Annotated in this window: 23 protein-coding genes; 18 read left to right on the top strand and 5 right to left on the bottom strand. The window is 36.3% G+C overall.

The window, feature by feature from the left end:
• Positions 1 to 2: 2 nt before the first annotated feature.
• The 18 genes from CVT05_RS05945 (at position 3) to CVT05_RS05860 (ending at position 14,345) form a co-directional block, all read left to right on the top strand.
• A complete protein-coding gene (locus CVT05_RS05945) occupies positions 3 to 863 on the top strand; it encodes a ParB/RepB/Spo0J family partition protein (RefSeq protein ID WP_103649117.1) in 861 nt (286 codons plus the stop codon).
• Between the two features lie 95 nt (positions 864 to 958).
• Entirely contained in the window at positions 959 to 1,381 is a 423-nt protein-coding gene (locus CVT05_RS05940; RefSeq protein ID WP_107698148.1) for a FoF1 ATP synthase subunit B', read from the top strand.
• Between the two features lie 9 nt (positions 1,382 to 1,390).
• Entirely contained in the window at positions 1,391 to 1,903 is a 513-nt protein-coding gene (locus CVT05_RS05935) for a F0F1 ATP synthase subunit B (protein WP_107698147.1), read from the top strand.
• Complete coding sequence (locus CVT05_RS05930) at positions 1,903 to 2,433, top strand: F0F1 ATP synthase subunit delta (RefSeq protein ID WP_087582694.1); 531 nt, start codon at positions 1,903 to 1,905, stop codon at positions 2,431 to 2,433. The genes CVT05_RS05935 and CVT05_RS05930 overlap by 1 nt, the downstream gene beginning before the upstream one ends.
• Before the next feature lie 14 nt (positions 2,434 to 2,447).
• Positions 2,448 to 3,965 carry a F0F1 ATP synthase subunit alpha gene (atpA, locus tag CVT05_RS05925; protein WP_009294343.1) on the top strand — a complete coding sequence of 506 codons (1,518 nt, stop codon included), beginning with the start codon at positions 2,448 to 2,450 and terminating at the stop codon, positions 3,963 to 3,965.
• A 9-nt stretch (positions 3,966 to 3,974) separates the two neighbouring features.
• Entirely contained in the window at positions 3,975 to 4,862 is an 888-nt protein-coding gene (gene atpG / locus CVT05_RS05920; protein ID WP_103588936.1) for an ATP synthase F1 subunit gamma, read from the top strand.
• 11 nt (positions 4,863 to 4,873) lie between these two features.
• Positions 4,874 to 6,271, top strand: coding sequence for a F0F1 ATP synthase subunit beta (atpD, locus tag CVT05_RS05915; RefSeq protein ID WP_002939420.1), 1,398 nt, complete (start codon positions 4,874 to 4,876; stop codon positions 6,269 to 6,271).
• 18 nt (positions 6,272 to 6,289) lie between these two features.
• Entirely contained in the window at positions 6,290 to 6,679 is a 390-nt protein-coding gene (gene atpC, locus CVT05_RS05910; RefSeq protein WP_084041261.1) for an ATP synthase F1 subunit epsilon, read from the top strand.
• Positions 6,680 to 7,264, top strand: a complete 585-nt coding sequence (locus CVT05_RS05905; protein ID WP_051288435.1) for a MotA/TolQ/ExbB proton channel family protein — start codon at positions 6,680 to 6,682, stop codon at positions 7,262 to 7,264.
• Positions 7,265 to 7,663, top strand: coding sequence for a biopolymer transporter ExbD (locus CVT05_RS05900; protein ID WP_072593819.1), 399 nt, complete (start codon positions 7,265 to 7,267; stop codon positions 7,661 to 7,663). It begins immediately after the preceding gene.
• Position 7,664: 1 nt separating this feature from the next.
• Positions 7,665 to 8,612 carry a TonB C-terminal domain-containing protein gene (locus CVT05_RS05895; RefSeq protein WP_103588937.1) on the top strand — a complete coding sequence of 316 codons (948 nt, stop codon included), beginning with the start codon at positions 7,665 to 7,667 and terminating at the stop codon, positions 8,610 to 8,612.
• A 24-nt stretch (positions 8,613 to 8,636) separates the two neighbouring features.
• On the top strand, positions 8,637 to 9,893 hold the full coding sequence (tolB, locus tag CVT05_RS05890) for a Tol-Pal system protein TolB (protein ID WP_107698146.1): 1,257 nt from the start codon (positions 8,637 to 8,639) through the stop codon (positions 9,891 to 9,893).
• Between the two features lie 64 nt (positions 9,894 to 9,957).
• A complete protein-coding gene (locus CVT05_RS05885) occupies positions 9,958 to 10,464 on the top strand; it encodes an OmpA family protein (protein ID WP_021090913.1) in 507 nt (168 codons plus the stop codon).
• Positions 10,465 to 10,481: 17 nt separating this feature from the next.
• Positions 10,482 to 11,324, top strand: coding sequence for a tetratricopeptide repeat protein (locus CVT05_RS05880; protein WP_107698145.1), 843 nt, complete (start codon positions 10,482 to 10,484; stop codon positions 11,322 to 11,324).
• A gap of 56 nt (positions 11,325 to 11,380) precedes the next feature.
• The gene (locus tag CVT05_RS05875; protein ID WP_223155480.1) at positions 11,381 to 11,971 is read left to right on the top strand and encodes an FKBP-type peptidyl-prolyl cis-trans isomerase; all 591 of its coding nucleotides are present in this window, start codon (positions 11,381 to 11,383) and stop codon (positions 11,969 to 11,971) included.
• Positions 11,972 to 11,980: 9 nt separating this feature from the next.
• Entirely contained in the window at positions 11,981 to 12,910 is a 930-nt protein-coding gene (fabD, locus tag CVT05_RS05870; protein WP_107698144.1) for an ACP S-malonyltransferase, read from the top strand.
• Complete coding sequence (locus tag CVT05_RS05865) at positions 12,907 to 13,590, top strand: 5'-methylthioadenosine/adenosylhomocysteine nucleosidase (RefSeq protein WP_107698143.1); 684 nt, start codon at positions 12,907 to 12,909, stop codon at positions 13,588 to 13,590. The genes fabD and CVT05_RS05865 overlap by 4 nt, the downstream gene beginning before the upstream one ends.
• Positions 13,587 to 14,345, top strand: a complete 759-nt coding sequence (locus CVT05_RS05860) for a tRNA 2-thiocytidine biosynthesis TtcA family protein (RefSeq protein ID WP_085657709.1) — start codon at positions 13,587 to 13,589, stop codon at positions 14,343 to 14,345. The genes CVT05_RS05865 and CVT05_RS05860 overlap by 4 nt, the downstream gene beginning before the upstream one ends.
• A gap of 221 nt (positions 14,346 to 14,566) precedes the next feature.
• Here CVT05_RS05860 and recO read toward each other — a convergent pair whose 3' ends face one another.
• The 5 genes from recO to CVT05_RS05835 are packed head-to-tail and all read right to left on the bottom strand — an operon-like array spanning position 14,567 to position 17,932.
• Entirely contained in the window at positions 14,567 to 15,181 is a 615-nt protein-coding gene (recO, locus tag CVT05_RS05855; RefSeq protein ID WP_107698142.1) for a recombination protein RecO, read from the bottom strand.
• Entirely contained in the window at positions 15,182 to 16,105 is a 924-nt protein-coding gene (locus CVT05_RS05850) for a tRNA dihydrouridine synthase (RefSeq protein ID WP_107698141.1), read from the bottom strand.
• Positions 16,102 to 17,100 (bottom strand): uroporphyrinogen III synthase HEM4, encoded by a 999-nt coding sequence (locus CVT05_RS05845; RefSeq protein ID WP_103576900.1) that lies wholly within the window; start codon positions 17,098 to 17,100, stop codon positions 16,102 to 16,104. Before CVT05_RS05845 ends, CVT05_RS05850 begins: the two co-directional genes overlap by 4 nt.
• A 9-nt stretch (positions 17,101 to 17,109) precedes the next feature.
• A complete protein-coding gene (gene dksA / locus CVT05_RS05840) occupies positions 17,110 to 17,466 on the bottom strand; it encodes an RNA polymerase-binding protein DksA (RefSeq protein WP_035167251.1) in 357 nt (118 codons plus the stop codon).
• A gap of 10 nt (positions 17,467 to 17,476) precedes the next feature.
• Complete coding sequence (locus tag CVT05_RS05835; protein WP_084041273.1) at positions 17,477 to 17,932, bottom strand: 23S rRNA (pseudouridine(1915)-N(3))-methyltransferase RlmH; 456 nt, start codon at positions 17,930 to 17,932, stop codon at positions 17,477 to 17,479.

The raw sequence follows: 17,932 nt of genomic DNA, 5'->3' as shown, positions 1-17,932 counted from the left end.
AAATGGCTAAAAAAGGTGGATTAGGGCGTGGACTTAGCGCGATACTTGAAGATGTAGAGCAAGCCTACAGCAAAGAGATCGCAAATTTAAACGACTCTGAAATAGTCGAAGAGATAAATATAGATGAAATTTTACCAAACCCATATCAGCCAAGAATACATTTTGACGAAGAGGCCTTAAAAGAGCTAAGTGCTAGCATCAAAAGGCATGGACTGATCCAGCCAATAATCGTCATTAAAAAAGATGATGGCTATATGCTAATAGCCGGTGAGCGAAGATACCGCGCCACAAAGATGCTTGGAGCAAGTAAGATAAAGGCGATTGTTGCTGATATCAAGTCTCAAAATTTAAGAGAACTTGCGCTTATTGAAAATATTCAGCGTGAAAATTTAAATCCAATCGAACTCGCAAAGTCATACAAAGAGCTCATAAATGAGTACAAGATCACACAAGATGGCCTAGCAAACATCATCCATAAGAGCAGAACTCAGATAACAAATACGATGAGGCTTTTGCTTCTTAGCGACTATACACAAAAACTTCTACAAGAAGACAAGCTTACACAAGGCCACGCCAAAGTCATCGTAGGACTTAACAGCGAAGAAGAAAGGATGGTTGTTGATACGATCATCGGACAAAAACTAAGCGTTAGAGATACAGAGATTTTAGTAAAAAAGATAAAAAATAAGGAAGAGATAAAAGACAAAAAGCCAAAAATTTCTGAGGAAATGAGTAAAAAACTATCAAATTTACAAGAAATTTTTAAAAATTTAAAGATAAAAGCAAAAGTAAAATCTAGCAATTTAGTTTTAGAATTTAATAATATTTCACAGGTAGAAGAATTTATTGCTAGGCTAAAATAGAATTACAAATTTATTTTTATTTTTAGTAATTTATTGTAAAATCAGACTTTAATTTGAATATTAAATAAAACTTAATGATAAAATAAGGAGAGTGGATGTTAGAAATAGATGTGCCATTGATGCTTTTAACGGCTATCGTTTTCTTGGTATTGATCGTTATTTTGAATTCCTTGCTTTATAAGCCAATGCTCAAATTCATAGATGACAGAAATGCCTCTATAAAAAATGATGAAGAGAGTACTAGTAAAAATGCAAGTGATCTAAGTGTTCATGAAAAAGAGATTGAAGAGATTATATTAAACGCAAGGACTGAGGCCAATAAAATAAGGCAAGAAGCCTTAAATTTGGCAAAAGAAGAGTCTTTAAAAGAAGTAAATGCCGTAAAAACTAGTTTAGAGGCTGATTACAATGAATTTTTAAATGCTCTAAGCTCTCAAAAAGATAACCTAAAGGCAGATCTATCAGCTAAACTACCTGAACTTAGAGCGGCTTTAAATGCCAAGCTCTCTAAAATTTAAAGGAATTTTATGAAGATAAAAATTTTATTTTTTCTAGCACTTCCATTTCTAGCATACTCTAGCGAGCATGGTGGAACAAACTACGACATAGTCGAGAGAACGCTAAACTTCTTACTTTTCTTTGCTATTTTGGTCTATTTTGCTGCTAAGCCACTAAAAGCTCTTTATCAAAGCAGGATCGATAGGATCGCAAATAAGCTTGAGAGTATCCAAGAGAAGCTTCGTGAGTCAAAAGCTAAAAAAGATGACGTTTTAAAGCGTGTAGAAGAGGCTAAGCAAAATGCAAATGCTCTAATCGAAACCGCAAAAAAAGAGGCTGTAAATTTAGCTGCTAAAGTTAAAAAAGAGGCTCAAAACGATATCGCAAATATCGAAAAAGGCTATAAAGAGCAAAAAGAATTTGAAGAGCGCAAGATGATAAAAGGCGTTGTAAATGAAATTTTGAGCGACATTTTCTCAAGCGATAGCCTAAAAGTCGATCAAAAAGAGCTTGTAAATATCATACTTAAAAAGGTTAGCTAATGAATGAAGTAGTAGCTAAAAAATACGTAAAAGCGATCTTAAGCGACGTAAAGTCCAATGAACTTAATGCATTTGTTGAAAATTTATCAGAGCTAGCTGCTGCTTTTGCTAGCGATAAATTTAAAAGCATTATAAGTTTGCCGACACTAAAGGCTTCACAAAAGGTTGAATTTGTACTATCTTTGGTTAAAAATCAAGATATTAAATTTGCAAATTTTATAAAGCTTCTTGGTGCAAACAAAAGGCTAGAGCTTATACCTGCGATACTAGATGAGATGAAGATAGAGCAATCTTTGCTTGAAAATACATATCGCGGCGAGGTTGTTGGAAATTTTGATCTAAGCGCTGAGCAGCTAAAAGCTTTGGAAGAGAATTTCTCTAAGAAATTTAACTCTAAGATTAAGCTTGATGGCTCAAAGAGCGATTACAACGGTGTAAAAGTTGAGTTAGATGATTTAGGTGTCGAGGTAAATTTCTCTATCGACAGACTAAAAAGTCAAATGAGTGAATATATATTAAAAGCAATTTAAAAAGGAGTGAAAGCGTGAGTGCAAAAATTAAAGCTGACGAAATTAGCACGATAATCAAAGAGCGTATTGAAAATTTTGATTTAAGTGTTGATGTGGAAGAGACCGGTAAAGTCATCTCAGTCGCTGATGGCGTTGCTAACGTTTATGGTTTGAAAAACGTTATGGCTGGTGAGATGGTTGAATTTGAAAGCGGCGAAAAGGGTATGGCTCTTAACCTTGAAGAGAGCAGTGTTGGTATAGTTATCCTTGGAAAAACTAGTGGTATCACAGAAGGAAGCTCTGTAAAAAGACTAAAAAAACTTCTACGTGTGCCAGTTGGCGACGCATTGATCGGCCGTGTTGTAAATTCACTAGGTGAGCCAATCGACGCAAAAGGCCCAATTGAAGCTACCGAATCTCGCTTCGTCGAAGAAAAAGCAAAAGGTATTATGGCTAGAAAGAGCGTTCATGAGCCACTTCAAACAGGTATCAAAGCGATTGACGCACTTGTGCCAATCGGTAGAGGTCAAAGAGAGCTAATCATTGGCGACCGCCAAACTGGTAAAACAACAGTTGCTATCGATACTATCATAAACCAAAAAGGTCAAGATGTTATTTGTATCTATGTAGCTATCGGCCAAAAACAATCAACCGTTGCTCAAGTCGTTAAAAAACTTGAAGAATACGGCGCTATGGACTATACGATAGTTGTAAATGCTGGTGCTAGTGACGCAGCCGCGCTTCAATACCTTGCTCCATATGCTGGCGTAACAATGGGTGAATATTTTAGAGATAACTCTCGCCACGCATTAATCATCTATGATGACTTGTCAAAACACGCGGTTGCTTATCGCGAGATGTCTTTGATCTTAAGAAGACCACCAGGCCGTGAAGCTTATCCAGGTGATGTTTTCTATCTTCACTCAAGACTTCTAGAAAGAGCAAGTAAGCTAAATGATGCACTAGGTGCGGGATCTTTAACGGCTCTACCTATTATCGAGACTCAAGCGGGCGACGTTTCAGCTTATATCCCAACAAATGTTATTTCTATTACAGATGGTCAAATTTTCCTTGAGAGTGACCTATTTAACTCAGGTATCCGTCCAGCGATCAACGTTGGTCTTTCTGTATCTCGTGTTGGTGGTGCGGCTCAAATAAAAGCTATTAAACAAGTTTCTGGTACACTAAGACTAGACCTTGCTCAATACCGCGAACTACAAGCGTTTGCTCAATTTGCAAGCGACCTTGACGAGAGTTCGAGAAAACAACTAGAGCGTGGTCAAAAGATGGTTGAAGTACTAAAACAACCTCCATATTCTCCACTTCCAGTTGAGAATCAAGTAGTTATCATATTTGCTGGTGCTAAGGGTTATTTAGATGATGTTGCAACTGCAAATGTAACAAAATTTGAGGCTGAGCTATATCCATATATTGAGGCAAAATACCCTGAAATTTTTGAGCAAATCAGAACTAAAAAGGTTCTTGATAAAGAAGTAGAAGAAATTTTACATAAAGCGTTGAAAGATTTTAAAGCGACTTTTGCTGCTAACTAGGGCTAAGATATGTCAAATTTAAAAGATATAAAACGAAAGATTAAGAGCGTCCAGAATACTCAAAAGACGACACGTGCGATGAAGCTTGTTTCTACAGCAAAGCTTCGCAAAGCTGAAGAGGCTGCTCGCTACTCTAGAGTTTACGCTCTTAAGATCAATGAGGTTTTATCAGAGATAGCTTATAAGATCAATCAATATGCTTCAGTTATGACTGAGAGTAAATTTTTTAACACAACAAAGAGTGTAGAAAAGGTTGATATTATATTTGTTACCGCTGATAAAGGGCTTTGCGGTGGCTTTAATGTCCAAACTATAAAGACAGTTAGGCGCATGATTGATGAGCTAAAAGCAAAAAAGGTCAAAGTCAGACTAAGAGCTGTTGGTAAAAAAGGTATAGAATTTTTCAATTTCCAAGGCGTTGAACTACTTGAGACTTATGTCGGAGCTAGCTCTTCTCCTACATATGAAAAAGCTCAAAATATCATAAAAGACGCCATTGATGACTTTACAAATGGCATAACTGATAAAGTCGTGCTAATACACAATGGCTATAAAAATATGATTTCTCAAGAGATTAGGGTAAATGATATTGTGCCTATTGAGCCGTCTAAGATAGTTGCTGTTGAGACAAATTCTTTGATGGAATTTGAGCCAGAAGACAATTATACTAAGATCATGGATGAATTGCTCAATAAATATTTTGAGTATAGTATGTATTATGCTTTAGTTGACTCTTTGGCGGCTGAGCACAGTGCTAGAATGCAAGCTATGGATAATGCAACAAACAATGCTAAACAACGCGTTAAACAGTTAAATCTTGCTTACAATAAAGCAAGACAAGAGTCTATTACCACTGAGCTTATTGAGATCATCAGTGGTGTTGAATCAATGAAATAAAAGGAGTATGAATGAAGGGTGTTATTAGTCAAGTTATGGGCCCTGTGGTCGATGTTGACTTTAATGACTACTTGCCAAAGATCAATGAAGCTATCGAAGTTTTCTTTGAGGTTGAGGGCAAGAAACATAAACTAATATTAGAAGTTGCTGCTCACCTAGGCGATAATAGAGTCAGAACGATCGCTATGGATATGAGTGAGGGCTTGACTCGTGGCTTAGAGGCTAAAGCACTTGGTGCACCTATTAGTGTGCCAGTTGGTGAAAAAGTTCTAGGTAGAATTTTTAACGTAGTTGGTGATTTGATCGACGAGGGCGAGGGTATAAATTTTGATAAGCATTGGTCTATCCACCGCGATCCTCCTCCATTTGAAGAGCAAAGTACGAAAAGTGAAATTTTTGAAACTGGTATCAAAGTAGTTGACCTTCTAGCTCCTTACGCAAAGGGTGGTAAAGTAGGCCTATTTGGTGGTGCTGGTGTTGGTAAAACGGTTATTATTATGGAGCTTATCCACAACGTTGCGTTTAAACACAGCGGTTATTCTGTATTTGCTGGTGTTGGAGAGAGAACTCGTGAAGGAAACGACCTTTATCATGAAATGAAAGAAAGTAATGTTTTGGATAAAGTTGCCTTGTGCTATGGTCAAATGAATGAGCCACCAGGAGCAAGAAACCGTATCGCACTAACTGGTCTTACAATGGCTGAGTACTTCCGTGATGAGATGGGACTTGACGTTTTGATGTTTATCGATAACATATTCCGTTTCTCTCAATCAGGTGCAGAGATGTCAGCTCTACTTGGACGTATCCCATCAGCTGTTGGTTATCAACCAACTCTTGCAAGTGAGATGGGTAAATTCCAAGAGAGAATCACATCAACTAAAAAAGGTTCGATTACATCTGTTCAAGCTGTTTACGTTCCAGCTGACGACCTTACGGATCCAGCTCCTGCTACTGTTTTTGCTCACCTTGATGCTACGACAGTTCTTAACAGATCGATCGCAGAGAAAGGTATCTATCCAGCTGTTGATCCGCTTGATTCTACTTCAAGAATGCTCGATCCTCAAATTTTAGGAGCAGATCACTATAAGGTAGCTCGTGGCGTTCAAGCTGTGCTTCAAAAATATAAAGATCTTCAAGATATCATCGCTATCCTTGGTATGGACGAGCTTAGCGAAGAAGATAAGCTAACAGTTGATAGAGCAAGAAAGATAGAGAGATTTTTATCTCAGCCTTTCTTCGTTGCTGAAGTATTTACAGGTAGCCCTGGCAAATATGTAAGTCTTGACGAAAATATAGCTGGCTTTAAGGGAATTTTAGAGGGTAAATATGATCATTTACCAGAAGCAGCATTTTATATGGTTGGAAATATAGATGAGGCTTTAGCTAAAGCTGAGAAACTTAAGGCTTAAATTTAAAAAGGAAGCGTAATGGATAAATTACATTTAGAGATCGTAACTCCTCAAGGTCAGATATTTAATGATGACGTGAGTAGTGTAGTGCTTCCAGGTAGCGAGGGTGAGTTTGGTGTTTTACCAAACCATGCCTCATTAATATCTCTTTTAAAAGCAGGTATTATAGATATAGAACATAAAAATAAAAAACATGATGTTGTTGCGATTAACTGGGGCTATGCAAAGATTGACGAAGGTAAGGTAGTAATACTTGCTGACGGCGCGATTTACGTCTCTGGCGATAGTGAAAGTGAACTTGCAAATTCATTGGAAGCTGCTAGAAATTTGATAGAGAGTATGAGCAGTGACACAAATGCTTTTGCAGCAACTATATCTAAAATGGAAAATGTAGTGAGAACTAGATAAGTGGGCGGTATAGATTTATTTTTAAATTACATTCAAAGAAGTAGTTTTATTACAATTATTGTTTTAACTTGGCTGTCAATATATTTTATAGTTAGTTTCACAATTCTTTTTTCAAGAATGGCTGGTATTGGAGCTTGGCAAAAACGTGAGCAAAATGCACTTGAAGCACTGCTTATGGGTGCTAAAAATATTCCAAATGATTCGTCTTTGAGAAAATGTGCAAATGGAAGAATCTCAAGAGAAAAGCTAAATGTATGTATAAGCATAGCCGAGAAAAATGCTACAAGTGGACTAACGTGGCTAAGTGTAATAGCATCTACTTCGCCTTTTATCGGTCTTTTTGGAACCGTTGTTTCTATTTTAGAGACATTTTCACAGCTTGGAAATGGTGGAGGTTCATCACTTGGTATTATCGCTCCAGCTATTTCAGAGGCACTTGTTGCAACTGGTTGCGGAATTTTTGTTGCCATCCCAGCATATACATTTAATTTACTCATAAAAAGAAAAGCTTATGAATTAATGAGTGTTATTGAGCGTCAGGCTGATGTTATGATAGCACTTAAAAAAGATGATGAGATACTATAAATGGCCGTTAAATTTACCGATGAGACACCAGAGCTAAATATAACTCCTCTTGTTGATATTATGCTTGTTTTACTAGCCATTTTAATGGTTACTATGCCAACTATAACATATCAAGAGGATATTACTCTTCCAGATGGTTCAAAGGCGAAAACTTCAACATCTAAGCAAAAAGACCTTATAGTATCTATAAATTCGCAAGGACAAGTTAGAATTGATCAGAGTACTATGAGCCTTGCTGAGTTTCCTGATAATATTGCATTAATGAGTACAAAATACGATAAAACCTCGCCTATCTATATAAAAGCTGACAAAAATTTAAAATACGATGATGTTATGTTTGTATTAAAGACTTTGAAAGGTGCTGGTTTTAATAAAGTAGCTTTAGAGACAAACGGTTAAGATGTCAAATAAAGTTAAATTTCCAACGCTTAGTTCGTTTCTTGTAGCGTTTTGTATTTACGTTACTATTATACTTATTTTATTTATAAAGCTTACATTTTTTGTAGAGCCTCCTAAAAAATATACCGATGATAAAGATGCTATTATGGATGTGGTTATGGTTGATAGGGAGGTTGATCAAACCATTAAAGCTCCAAAACAAGCAGATGAAGTAGTTAAAGAGACAAAGCCTGAACCAAAAAAGGAGTCAGAAGAAGATAAACAAGAGACTACAAATAAGCCTGTTGTACCAGATGAACCATTACCTACCCCAAGCTTACCAACTCCTCCAAAAGAGGAACCAAAACCTGAGCCTAAAAAACCAGAACCAAAACCAGAAATTTTAAAACCAAGTGAAGAGTCTAAAGAAGATGTTAAACCAGAGCCAAAACCTGAGCCTAAGCCTACACCAAAGCCAGTTGAAAAGCCAAAACCCAAAGAGCCAAATATAAAAGATCTCTTTAGTGACATAGACCCTACAAAACTCAAAAAAGATGATGGTATAAAAAAGGTTGAAAATAAAGTGCAAAGCCGTAAAAAGAGCGAGGCTTCTAGCTCAAAGGCTGCAAAAGAGGCTAGTGATATTATAAAAAGCCTAAAGATAGATCAAAATCCAACCGCTCCGAAATCACAATCTACCGGTACTTACGATCCACTAATGGGTGCGATAACAAAACAAATTCAAAGAAGATGGCAAAGCTATAAGGCTGATTCTGCAAATTTGGCTAAAGTTAAAGTTATGATAGATCAAAGTGGAAATTTCAACTATGAAATTTTAGAGCTATCATACAATGAAGAGTTTAATGCAAAGGTAAAAGAGTGTCTGGAAAAGCTTACTGCAGAGAAATTTCCATTTAATCCAGACAAAAGTACTACTTTTAATTTAAATTTAGAAGATAAAATAAACTAAAATTTATAAATTTACGGAGTAGAGATGAAGAAAATTTTTCTTTTTTTGTGTGTTGCTCTAGGGCTTTATGCTGCTGACGCGACCATATCTGTTATTAACCAAGGTGTTGCTTTGCCAAAGATAGCTTTGCAAGATGCAACTACAGTTGTTAGTGATGCGGGCTTTAAAGATAAATTCTTTAAGATCATGCTAGGTGACTTGAAAGTTAGCTCTGACTTTGAGGTTATCGAAGATCACGTGCCTTCAACCTATGAGGGAACAGCAGCTACAAATACAATGAGCGACAAAGGTGTTGAGCTTATCTTTAGATATGCTCTTGAAGGTTCTATGGGCTCACCTCTTACTTTAAGAGTAAAACTCATCGATGCTAAAACAGCAACTACAAGGTATGAGAGAGTCTATAATATGCCTGATGGTGCAAAGTATCCGTTTTTAGCGCATAAAAGTATAGTTGAGCTTACTAATGAACTAAATTTACCACCAGTTGGCTGGATGGAAAAATTTATTATTCTTTCAAAATATACTTCAGCTCGCCAAAGTTCTATCATAGTTGCTGATTATACACTTACATATCAAAAGACCATAGTAAGTGGTGGACTAAATATTTTCCCTAAATGGGCTGGAGCTGATCAAAGTAAATTTTACTATACATCTTATGTAAGCAATAAGCCAACTTTATTTAGATATGATCTAAATTCTGGTACAAAAACAAAGATAATTGATAGCATTGGCATGCTTATAGCCTCAGATGTTAGTAAAGATGGAAGTAAAATTTTATTAACTATGGCACCAAAAGATCAACCAGATATATTTATCTATAATACAAATAGCAAAAATTTGACGCAGATTACTAATTATCCAGGCATAGATGTAAATGGAAATTTTGTAGATAATGATAGTAAGATAGTTTTTGTATCAGATAGGCTTGGTTATCCTAATGTTTTTGCAACTCCTGCGATTTCTGGCGGAAGCGTTGAACAAATGGTATTTCATGGTAAGAATAATAACTCTGTAAGCACATTTGAAAATTATGTTGTTTATTCAAGCAGGGAAGCAAGCGGTAGTTTTAATATATATCTAATTTCAACTCAAACGGATTTTATACGACAGCTTACAGCAAATGGCAAAAATAACTATCCAAGATTCTCAAGCGATGGGCAAAGCGTTGTCTTTATAAAAGAGCTTGGCGGTCAAAGTTCACTAGGTGTTGTTAGGCTAAATGAAAACAGAAGTTTTCAGTTTCCTTTAAAAGTAGGAAAAATTCAATCTATAGATTGGTAATATTCTGATAAAATTTAAGATTTTTGTGATATAATTCGACCAAATTTCTAAAAAAGGATAAGGAATGAAAAAAGTAGTTCTAGCAAGTGTTGCAGTTGCAACTTTATTGTTGAGCGGTTGTAGCTCAAAAAACCCTGAAGTTGATATGAATTCAAATTCAAATCAATCTGCAGACAATTCAGGTAGCATGAGCGATGCTGATAGATTAGCAGCTCTTATTGCTAACATCGAGAGTCAAGTTAAAAGTGTATACTTTGACTTTGATAAATTTAATATCAAAGCTGATCAACAAGGTGTTGTTAGCTCAAATGCATCAGTATTCAACCAAGCTGACGCTCAAGCTCTTTCTATAAAAGTAGAAGGTAACTGCGATGAGTGGGGTACAGATGAGTATAACTATGCTCTTGGTTTAAAACGTGCTAAAAGTGCTAAAGATGCTCTTGTAAGAAATGGCGTTAGTGCTGATAGAATCGCTGTAGTTAGCTTCGGCGAAAGTAATCCAGTTTGTACAGACAAAACAAAAGCTTGCGATGCTCAAAATAGACGTGCAGATTTCAAAGTACTTCCGTAATTTGTAATTAAATAATAATGAATAAAAAAATAATTGTAGTGGCTCTGATTGGAGCCACTATCTCTATTACCTCCGGCCAAGAGATTTCAGCTTTTGATGCAGGCAATATGGATAGTGCGAATCCATATGGTCTAACCGACAATGAAAAAGTTACCCTAAATAATAAGCGAAGTGTTCAAAATATTGAAGAGAATATGAATAGTGTTTTAGAACAACTTCAAGGTTTGCAAAGCTTGTTTGAGAGCATGAGTGCCAGGATGAACAAGCTTGAGCAAAGAATGAACGATATCGAAACCAAAGTCAATGGCGGTATAAGCGATTCTGGTGTAAGTTTGACATCATTAAAAGCTTATGTTGATGAGACTAGAGAAATACAAGATAAAAACTATAAAAACATTACTGCTGCCTTAAATAAATTAGGTGCGATAATGGATAAAAATGCTGCTCAACCAAAGCAAAATGCAAATCCAAAACAACAAAGTAAGCCAACTTCAAATTTTAGTGGAAAAAGCGATAAAGATATTTTGGCTGATGGCATTAAACTTCTAAATTCTGGCAATAGCACAGAAGCAGCTGAATATTTTGAATATTTAAATAAAAAAGGCTATAAAACTGGTGCAACAAATTATTATTTAGGTGAAGTTGCTTACAGTCAAAAATCATACAGTACAGCTATACAATACTACAAAAAAAGCATACAGAACGAAGATAAGGCTGACTATACACCAAAACTTCTATATCACACAGCTATAAGCTTTGATAAGATAGGTGATACGCAAAGTGCAAATAGATTTTATAAGGCTTTAAAAGTCGGTTATCCAGATAGTATAGAAGCCAAAGCCTCTCCTAATAGAAACTAAATTTTAATCTTTTTTAGATATAATCCCACATTAATCAAAAAACCAAATCTAAGGAGATTATTGTGAGTAAAGATCAAGTTATAACTATGTTTTACGAACTAAAAGATGCTAATACTGGTGAAATTTTAGAGTCAAACATGCAAGAAGGTGGCCAAATTTCGTTTATAACAGGGCATGGCCATATTATAGAAAAGCTTGAAGAAGAAGTAAGCAAATTAAAATCAGGCGAAAGAGCAACTATAAGCGTAAAGGCAGCAGAGGGTTGTGGTGAATATAATAACGAAGCCATTCAGTCGTTACCAAAAGAGCAGTTTGCTGGTATAGATTTACATGAAGGAATGGAACTTTTTGGTCAAAATGAGGATGGCTCAAGCGTTCGTGTTATTGTTAAAGAGATCAAAGATGACGAAGTAACAGTTGATTTTAATCACCCATATGCTGGTAAAGATTTACTATTTAATGTTGAAGTTTTAGAAGTTAGAGATGCGACAGAAGATGAAAAAGCAACAGGCATGGTAGCTGGGGCTCATACTTGCGGTTGCGGTGGTCACGATCATGAGCATGAACATGAGTGCTGCGGAGGTCATGGACACGGACATGAGGATGGCGGTTGCGGTTGCGGTGGGCACGGACATCACCATCACTAAGAAGCTAAAATGAAAAAATTTGCTTTTGTTTTTGCGGGCCAAGGCTCGCAAAGTATTGGTATGGGAAAAGACTTTTACGAAAATTTTTCTACTGCTAAATTACTTTTAAATGATGCTTGTAATGACACTGGCATTGATTACAAAGAGCTTTTATTTACACAAAACGATAAGTTGGATAAAACAGAATTTACTCAGCCAGCTATCGTTTTAAACTCACTAATGACTTATTTGGCTTTTTCAAATTTTATTAAAGATAAACCAGAATTTAGCCTTGGGCACTCACTTGGAGAATTTACTGCTCTTGCAGTTAGTGGAGCATTTAATTTTATTGATGCGATTAGGCTTGTAAATTTGCGTGGTAAATTTATGCAAGAAGCCTGCGTTGGCAAAGATGCTGGCATGATGGTAGTTCTTGGACTTAGTGATGAAGTGGTTGAAGAAATTTGTAAAAAAGCAAGAGAAGAAGGTTTACAAATTTATGCTGCAAACTACAACTGCGATGGACAAATCGTTGTCGCTGGCGTAAGAGCCGATCTTGCTAGTTATGAAGCAAAATTTAAAGAAGCTGGCGCAAAAAGAGTAATGCTTTTAAATATGTCAGTAGCAAGCCATTGTCCGATACTTGAGCCAGCTAGTGTTAGACTAGCAAGTGAGCTTGAGAGTACTTTGGCTACCAATTTTTCTCCAGTTGTCTCAAATGTAAATGCTAAAATTTATACTGATAAAAGCGAAGCACTAGTCCTACTAAAAGAGCAGCTAATAAAACCAGTTTGCTATAAACAGAGCATTAAAAACTATGAAAATGATGTTGATTGTTTTATCGAGCTTGGTGCTGCGACGTTAAAGGGCATCAATAAAAAAATTACTGAAAAGCCAACTTATAGTATTACTGATATGGCAAGTCTTGAAGAAGTTGTGAAAATTTTGGAGGAGAGATGATAGCGATACTTGGAGCTATGCAAGAGGAGATAATACCGATCCTTGAAATGGTTGGTGAATATAAAACTGTTCAATATGCAAATAATAAATTTTACTTAGCAAACTATAAGGGAAAAGAGCTAGTCATTGCCTATTCAAAGATAGGTAAAGTAAATGCAGCCATAACGGCAACTTTAATGGTAGAAAAATTTAAGGCCTCAAAATTGCTCTTTACTGGCGTAGCTGGCTCACTTGATGAGAGTTTAAAAATAGGTGATATGCTTTATGCTACTAGCTTGGTGCAACATGATCTTGATATCACGGCTTTTGGCCATCCTTATGGCTATGTGCCAGGCACAAGTATCTTTGTCAAAAGTAATGTAGGGCTAAATGAACTGGCAAAAAAGATAGCTGATAAAAAAGATATGGGCTTAAGCGCTGGTATTATTGCGACTGGAGATCAGTTTATCTGCGATAATGAAAAGAAAGCTTGGATTAAAAAGATATTTAATGCGAGCGCTACCGAGATGGAAGGTGCTAGCGTTGCACTAGTTTGCGAAACACTTGGTGTGCCATTTTTTATACTAAGAGCTATCAGCGATGGGGCTGGTGATGCAGCAGAGTTTGACTTTGATAAATTTTTGCAAGATTCAGCAAATGTTAGTGCAAAATTTATACTTGAAATGGTAGAAAATTTATGATAGAGCTTAGCAAAAGGCTTCTTAGGCAAGTTGGTCAGACAAATGCCAGATACAAGATGATAGAGGGCGGAGATAAGATCTTGCTTGGTCTTAGCGGTGGTAAAGATAGCCTCGCACTAGCTCACGTACTAAAGCATATCCAAAACGTTACACCTGAGAAATTTGAGTTTAAAGCAGTAACACTAAGCTACGGCATGGGTGAGGACTACGCTTATCTTACGAAGCATTGCAATGAGCACGGAATAGAGCATGAAGTGATAGATAGCTCAATTTTTGAAATTTCAAAAGAGAAAATCCGTAAGAATTCCAGTTTTTGTAGTTTCTTTTCTCGTATGAGAAGAGGTTATCTTTATACTTACGCCTTAAAGCATGGTTTTAATAAGCTCGCGATTGCTCATCATTTAGATGATGCAGCGGAGAGCTTTTTTATGAATTTTACCTATAATGGTGCACTAAGGACGCTTGCTCCAAAATATACTGCAAAAAATGGCATCACAGTTATTAGACCGTTTATCTTCGTTCGCGAGAGACAGCTTCGCGAAAATGCTATCAAAAATGAATTAAGAGTCATTGGCGATGAAGCATGCCCTGCAATGAGATTTGACGTAAAGATGCCGCATGCTAGATATGAAACCAAAAAGCTTTTAGCAACTTTAGAAAAAGAAAATCCAAAGCTTTTTACTTCGCTAAAAGCAGCATTTGAAAATATCCATACTGATACTTTTTTTGCTCTCAATAGCAGTAGTGAAGAGTAAAATTTTACTTGCTTTTTGGGACTAATCCCAAGAAGCAAGCTATAAATATCTCTATTTTAATTAGCTCGTATCAAAATAAATAAAAAACAGCAATTTTTAATCTTCTTTTTAAAAATTTTTTACTCTTTGGTTGTAATTTTATAATTTGGAAATTTGAAGTTAAAAAATAGTCATATACTTTAAAGAATAAGATGATAGATATTTAAGATAGCAAGTATAGCTTAAAGTCCGTCAAGTAAAATTTTATAAAGGCGGTTTATCTCATCGTCATTTAGCTCGATCGTGCTTTTTGTATCAAACAAATTTTTGATCTTGCTAGCGTCAAATTCGCTCCTATCTAGGCAGTGCTTGTGAGAGGGCAAAAAGCCACGAGTTAGGCAAAGCTCGCTCTCTATCTCCTCATCACAGATAAAGCACTCAAGCTCGCTGTGAAGCCTACCTTCATACTCTAAAATTTTAACGTAGCTTTCGATGATAAGGCGTTTTGGATTTTGTAGCTGCATCTGCTTGGCGCAGCGATCAAGCTCGTTAAAGTAAATTTCATCGAGCTGCTCGACCTCTTTTAGATGATCATAAAGTAGGCGCATGAACTGCTGCCAAATGATGAGCTTATCGCGCTCTAGTAGCCACTTAAAGCCAAGGTGAAGTATGCTTCTAAGCTTTGGTAGAAATTTCGCCTCTTGCTCTAGCTCAAAGTCGATCTTATAGCCAGTCATGATATTTGAGTGGCGTGCGCCAAAAAATCTATACGACTTTACGAGCAAATTTGTCGTTAGCACAAAGACTAAAAGGTCCTCGTCTCTGACCTTTTGCACACGCAGGATGTAGCCTTGCATCTAGGCAAAAAACTCCCTTATGCGCTCTCTCATCGCTGTCGTGTCTTTGATGAAATTTATATCGTTTCTAAAGGTTGTTGCACCGTCGATGCCCCTGCTGTACTGATGCAAATGCTTTCTAAATATGCAAAGCCCATGCTCGCCGTAATGCTCGATCATCGCATCAAAGTGGGCTAGTATGATCTTTTGCTTTAACGCCTTATCTACGCTAGTTTTGGCCTTTATCTCGTGAAATATCCAAGGGCTACCTATGCTTGCTCTGCCGATCATTAGGGCGTCACACTTTGTAAGGTTTAAAATTTCATCTGCATTTTGTGCATTTATATCGCCATTTGCGACGACTGGAATTTTTACACTAGCCTTTACTCTAGCGATCGCTTCGTAATCAACCTTTGCACTGTATCCGCCAGCTCTTGTACGCCCATGCACTGCGATGTAGTCTGCGCCGGCTTCTTCGCAGGCTTTTGCTATCTTTTCTTCATTTTTATCGTTAAAGCCAAGTCTAAATTTAACACTTAGGCTCTCTTTGTTTGAGACGCTTTTTATGGCTGAGATTATATTTTGAAGTTTGTTAAGATCGTTTAGTAAAGCAGAACCCGCTCCTTGTCTAACGACCTTTGGTACGGGGCAGCCGCAGTTTAGATCGAGCCCATAAATTCCATCAAATTTATTGATGATTTGCACAGCTTTTTTTATATTTTCTGTGTCATTACCAGCTATTTGAACGATATAAGGCTCTTCGTTTGAGGATTTTTTAATCATTTCAAACGTTTTTTCACTGCTCTCATAGACCAAGGCGTTTGCGCTGATCATTTCGCTAACAGTGACATCACAGCCAAATTTTTTAACTACGCTTCTTAGTGGCAAGTCAGAAAAGCCAGCAAGAGGTGCTAAGAAAAGTGGCTTTTTGCTAAAGTCTATCATTTAAAAAATAGTGAGCTAGGCACCATTTTGCCGTTATCTCGTAAAAACAGCAAGACCTTTATCTCTTTAAACTCATCTGGGTCGCTACCTTCGATAGCCTCTCTTACTTTATCAAGCATCTGAAGCTCAAATAGCGCATATACGTAAGCCTCATCAGCGTCAGCATGGATGCTTTTTAGCTTCTCAAAGATGCCGATAAATGCATCTGGTTTTAGCTTATTTTTAAGCATTATAGCTACTTTGTCGTATTGTGCTTTTGTCACTTTTGCGTTGTTTAAAAGATCAAAAATTTCATCACTGCTTAGATCGATCTCGTCATTTACAAAGCGGGTAATAATAAGCATTATATCTTCACTCGCTAGTTCAAAATTTAATCTTTTGATCTCGCTAAAAGAAGCTACTTTTATGAGTTTATCAAATGCGGCTTTTTTAAGGCTCTCGTTTTGATCTTGATTTTTAAGTATGTCAAGATAGTAAGTAGGTAGTTGCTCGATTTTATTTAGCTCATTTAGGATATTTAACTTGCTATCTTTTGCTAGTCTAAATTTCTTTAGATCGACAATCTCTTTATTTTTTATACTTTTTATAGTTTGTAAGATATTGTTTATCTCGGCATCATCTACACCGACATCTTTAAGCTCGCCTACTGGTGAGATAGAACGAGTAAGCTGTGAGGCGATCTTGTAAGTATCGGTTTTAAAGTCTTTGTTGCTCTCAAAGCCAAGAAGTGTCTCTTTGGCTAAATCTTTATAAAGCTGGCTATCTTTTTTGATCCATTTTTTATATCTATAAAAAGCATATCCATGATAAGCGATATGAAGTAGAGCAAGAAGTGCTAAAACAGCTACTGGAAGAGCGACCCAAATAGCAATTGGCAAAGTTATAGTTTGGCCTAAAAGCTCAAATGTGTAATCAGAACTATTAAGAGAATAAGCAAGTCCTGCAACAACTACTATATAGATTATGCAATAGACGAGAAATTTTCTAGTTTTCATATTTTCTCCTTAGTTTTTTGCTGTTTTTTCGATTATTTCACGGCAAGTTATGCAGTATTTTGCATGCGGTTTTACCTTTAGTCGCGGTATACTGATCTCCTCTTCACACATATCACAAATTCCATAAGTTTTGTTTGCTATCTTCTCTAGTGCTTCATCTATTTCTGATAGCTCCGCTCTTTGTTGCGTCGAGATGGAATGCTCTATTAGCTGGTCTGTATTTACCGAGGCTATATCAAACTCATCGCTTACACCACTATCTCTTAAGCCATTTACTTCAACAGATGAATCATAGATATTTTTTTTGATCTGTAATTTTCTTTCTTCAAGTAATTTTTTAAAAAAATTTAGCTCAGTTTGTGTCATTTATATTCCTTTATTTGTGATATGGGTGGTTTGCATTTATGCAAAGTGCTCTAAAAATTTGCTCAAAAAGTACAAGCTTGGCAACCTTATGTGCCATCGTCATCTTGCTTAAGCTTACAATTTTTTGCGCTTTATTCTTTAAATTTTGGCTAAGGCCATAAGCTCCACCTATGAAAAAGTTAATTTGTGAATTTGAGTTTAAAATTTGTGCGAATTCTTGGCTGTCAAGTTGCAAGCCATTTTCATCAAGCATTACGCAAAAGCCTTTTAAATTTGGCTCATAAATTTCATCATAAGCTCTTAATGCTTCGCTTTTTCCAGTACTTTGAGCTTTTGCTATTTTTTCATTGAAAAAGACTTTATCGTTTATCTTGGCAAATTTTGCACTCATTTTTATATATTCTTGTATCTCGTTTTCAAAGTTGTCACGTGATGATTTTTGAATGCTAAAAACTGAAATTTCCAA

The sequence above is a fragment of the Campylobacter concisus genome (genome assembly GCF_003049705.1).
Lineage (GTDB): Bacteria > Campylobacterota > Campylobacteria > Campylobacterales > Campylobacteraceae > Campylobacter_A > Campylobacter_A concisus_AR.
This window is presented reverse-complemented; position numbering and strand designations above follow the sequence as displayed.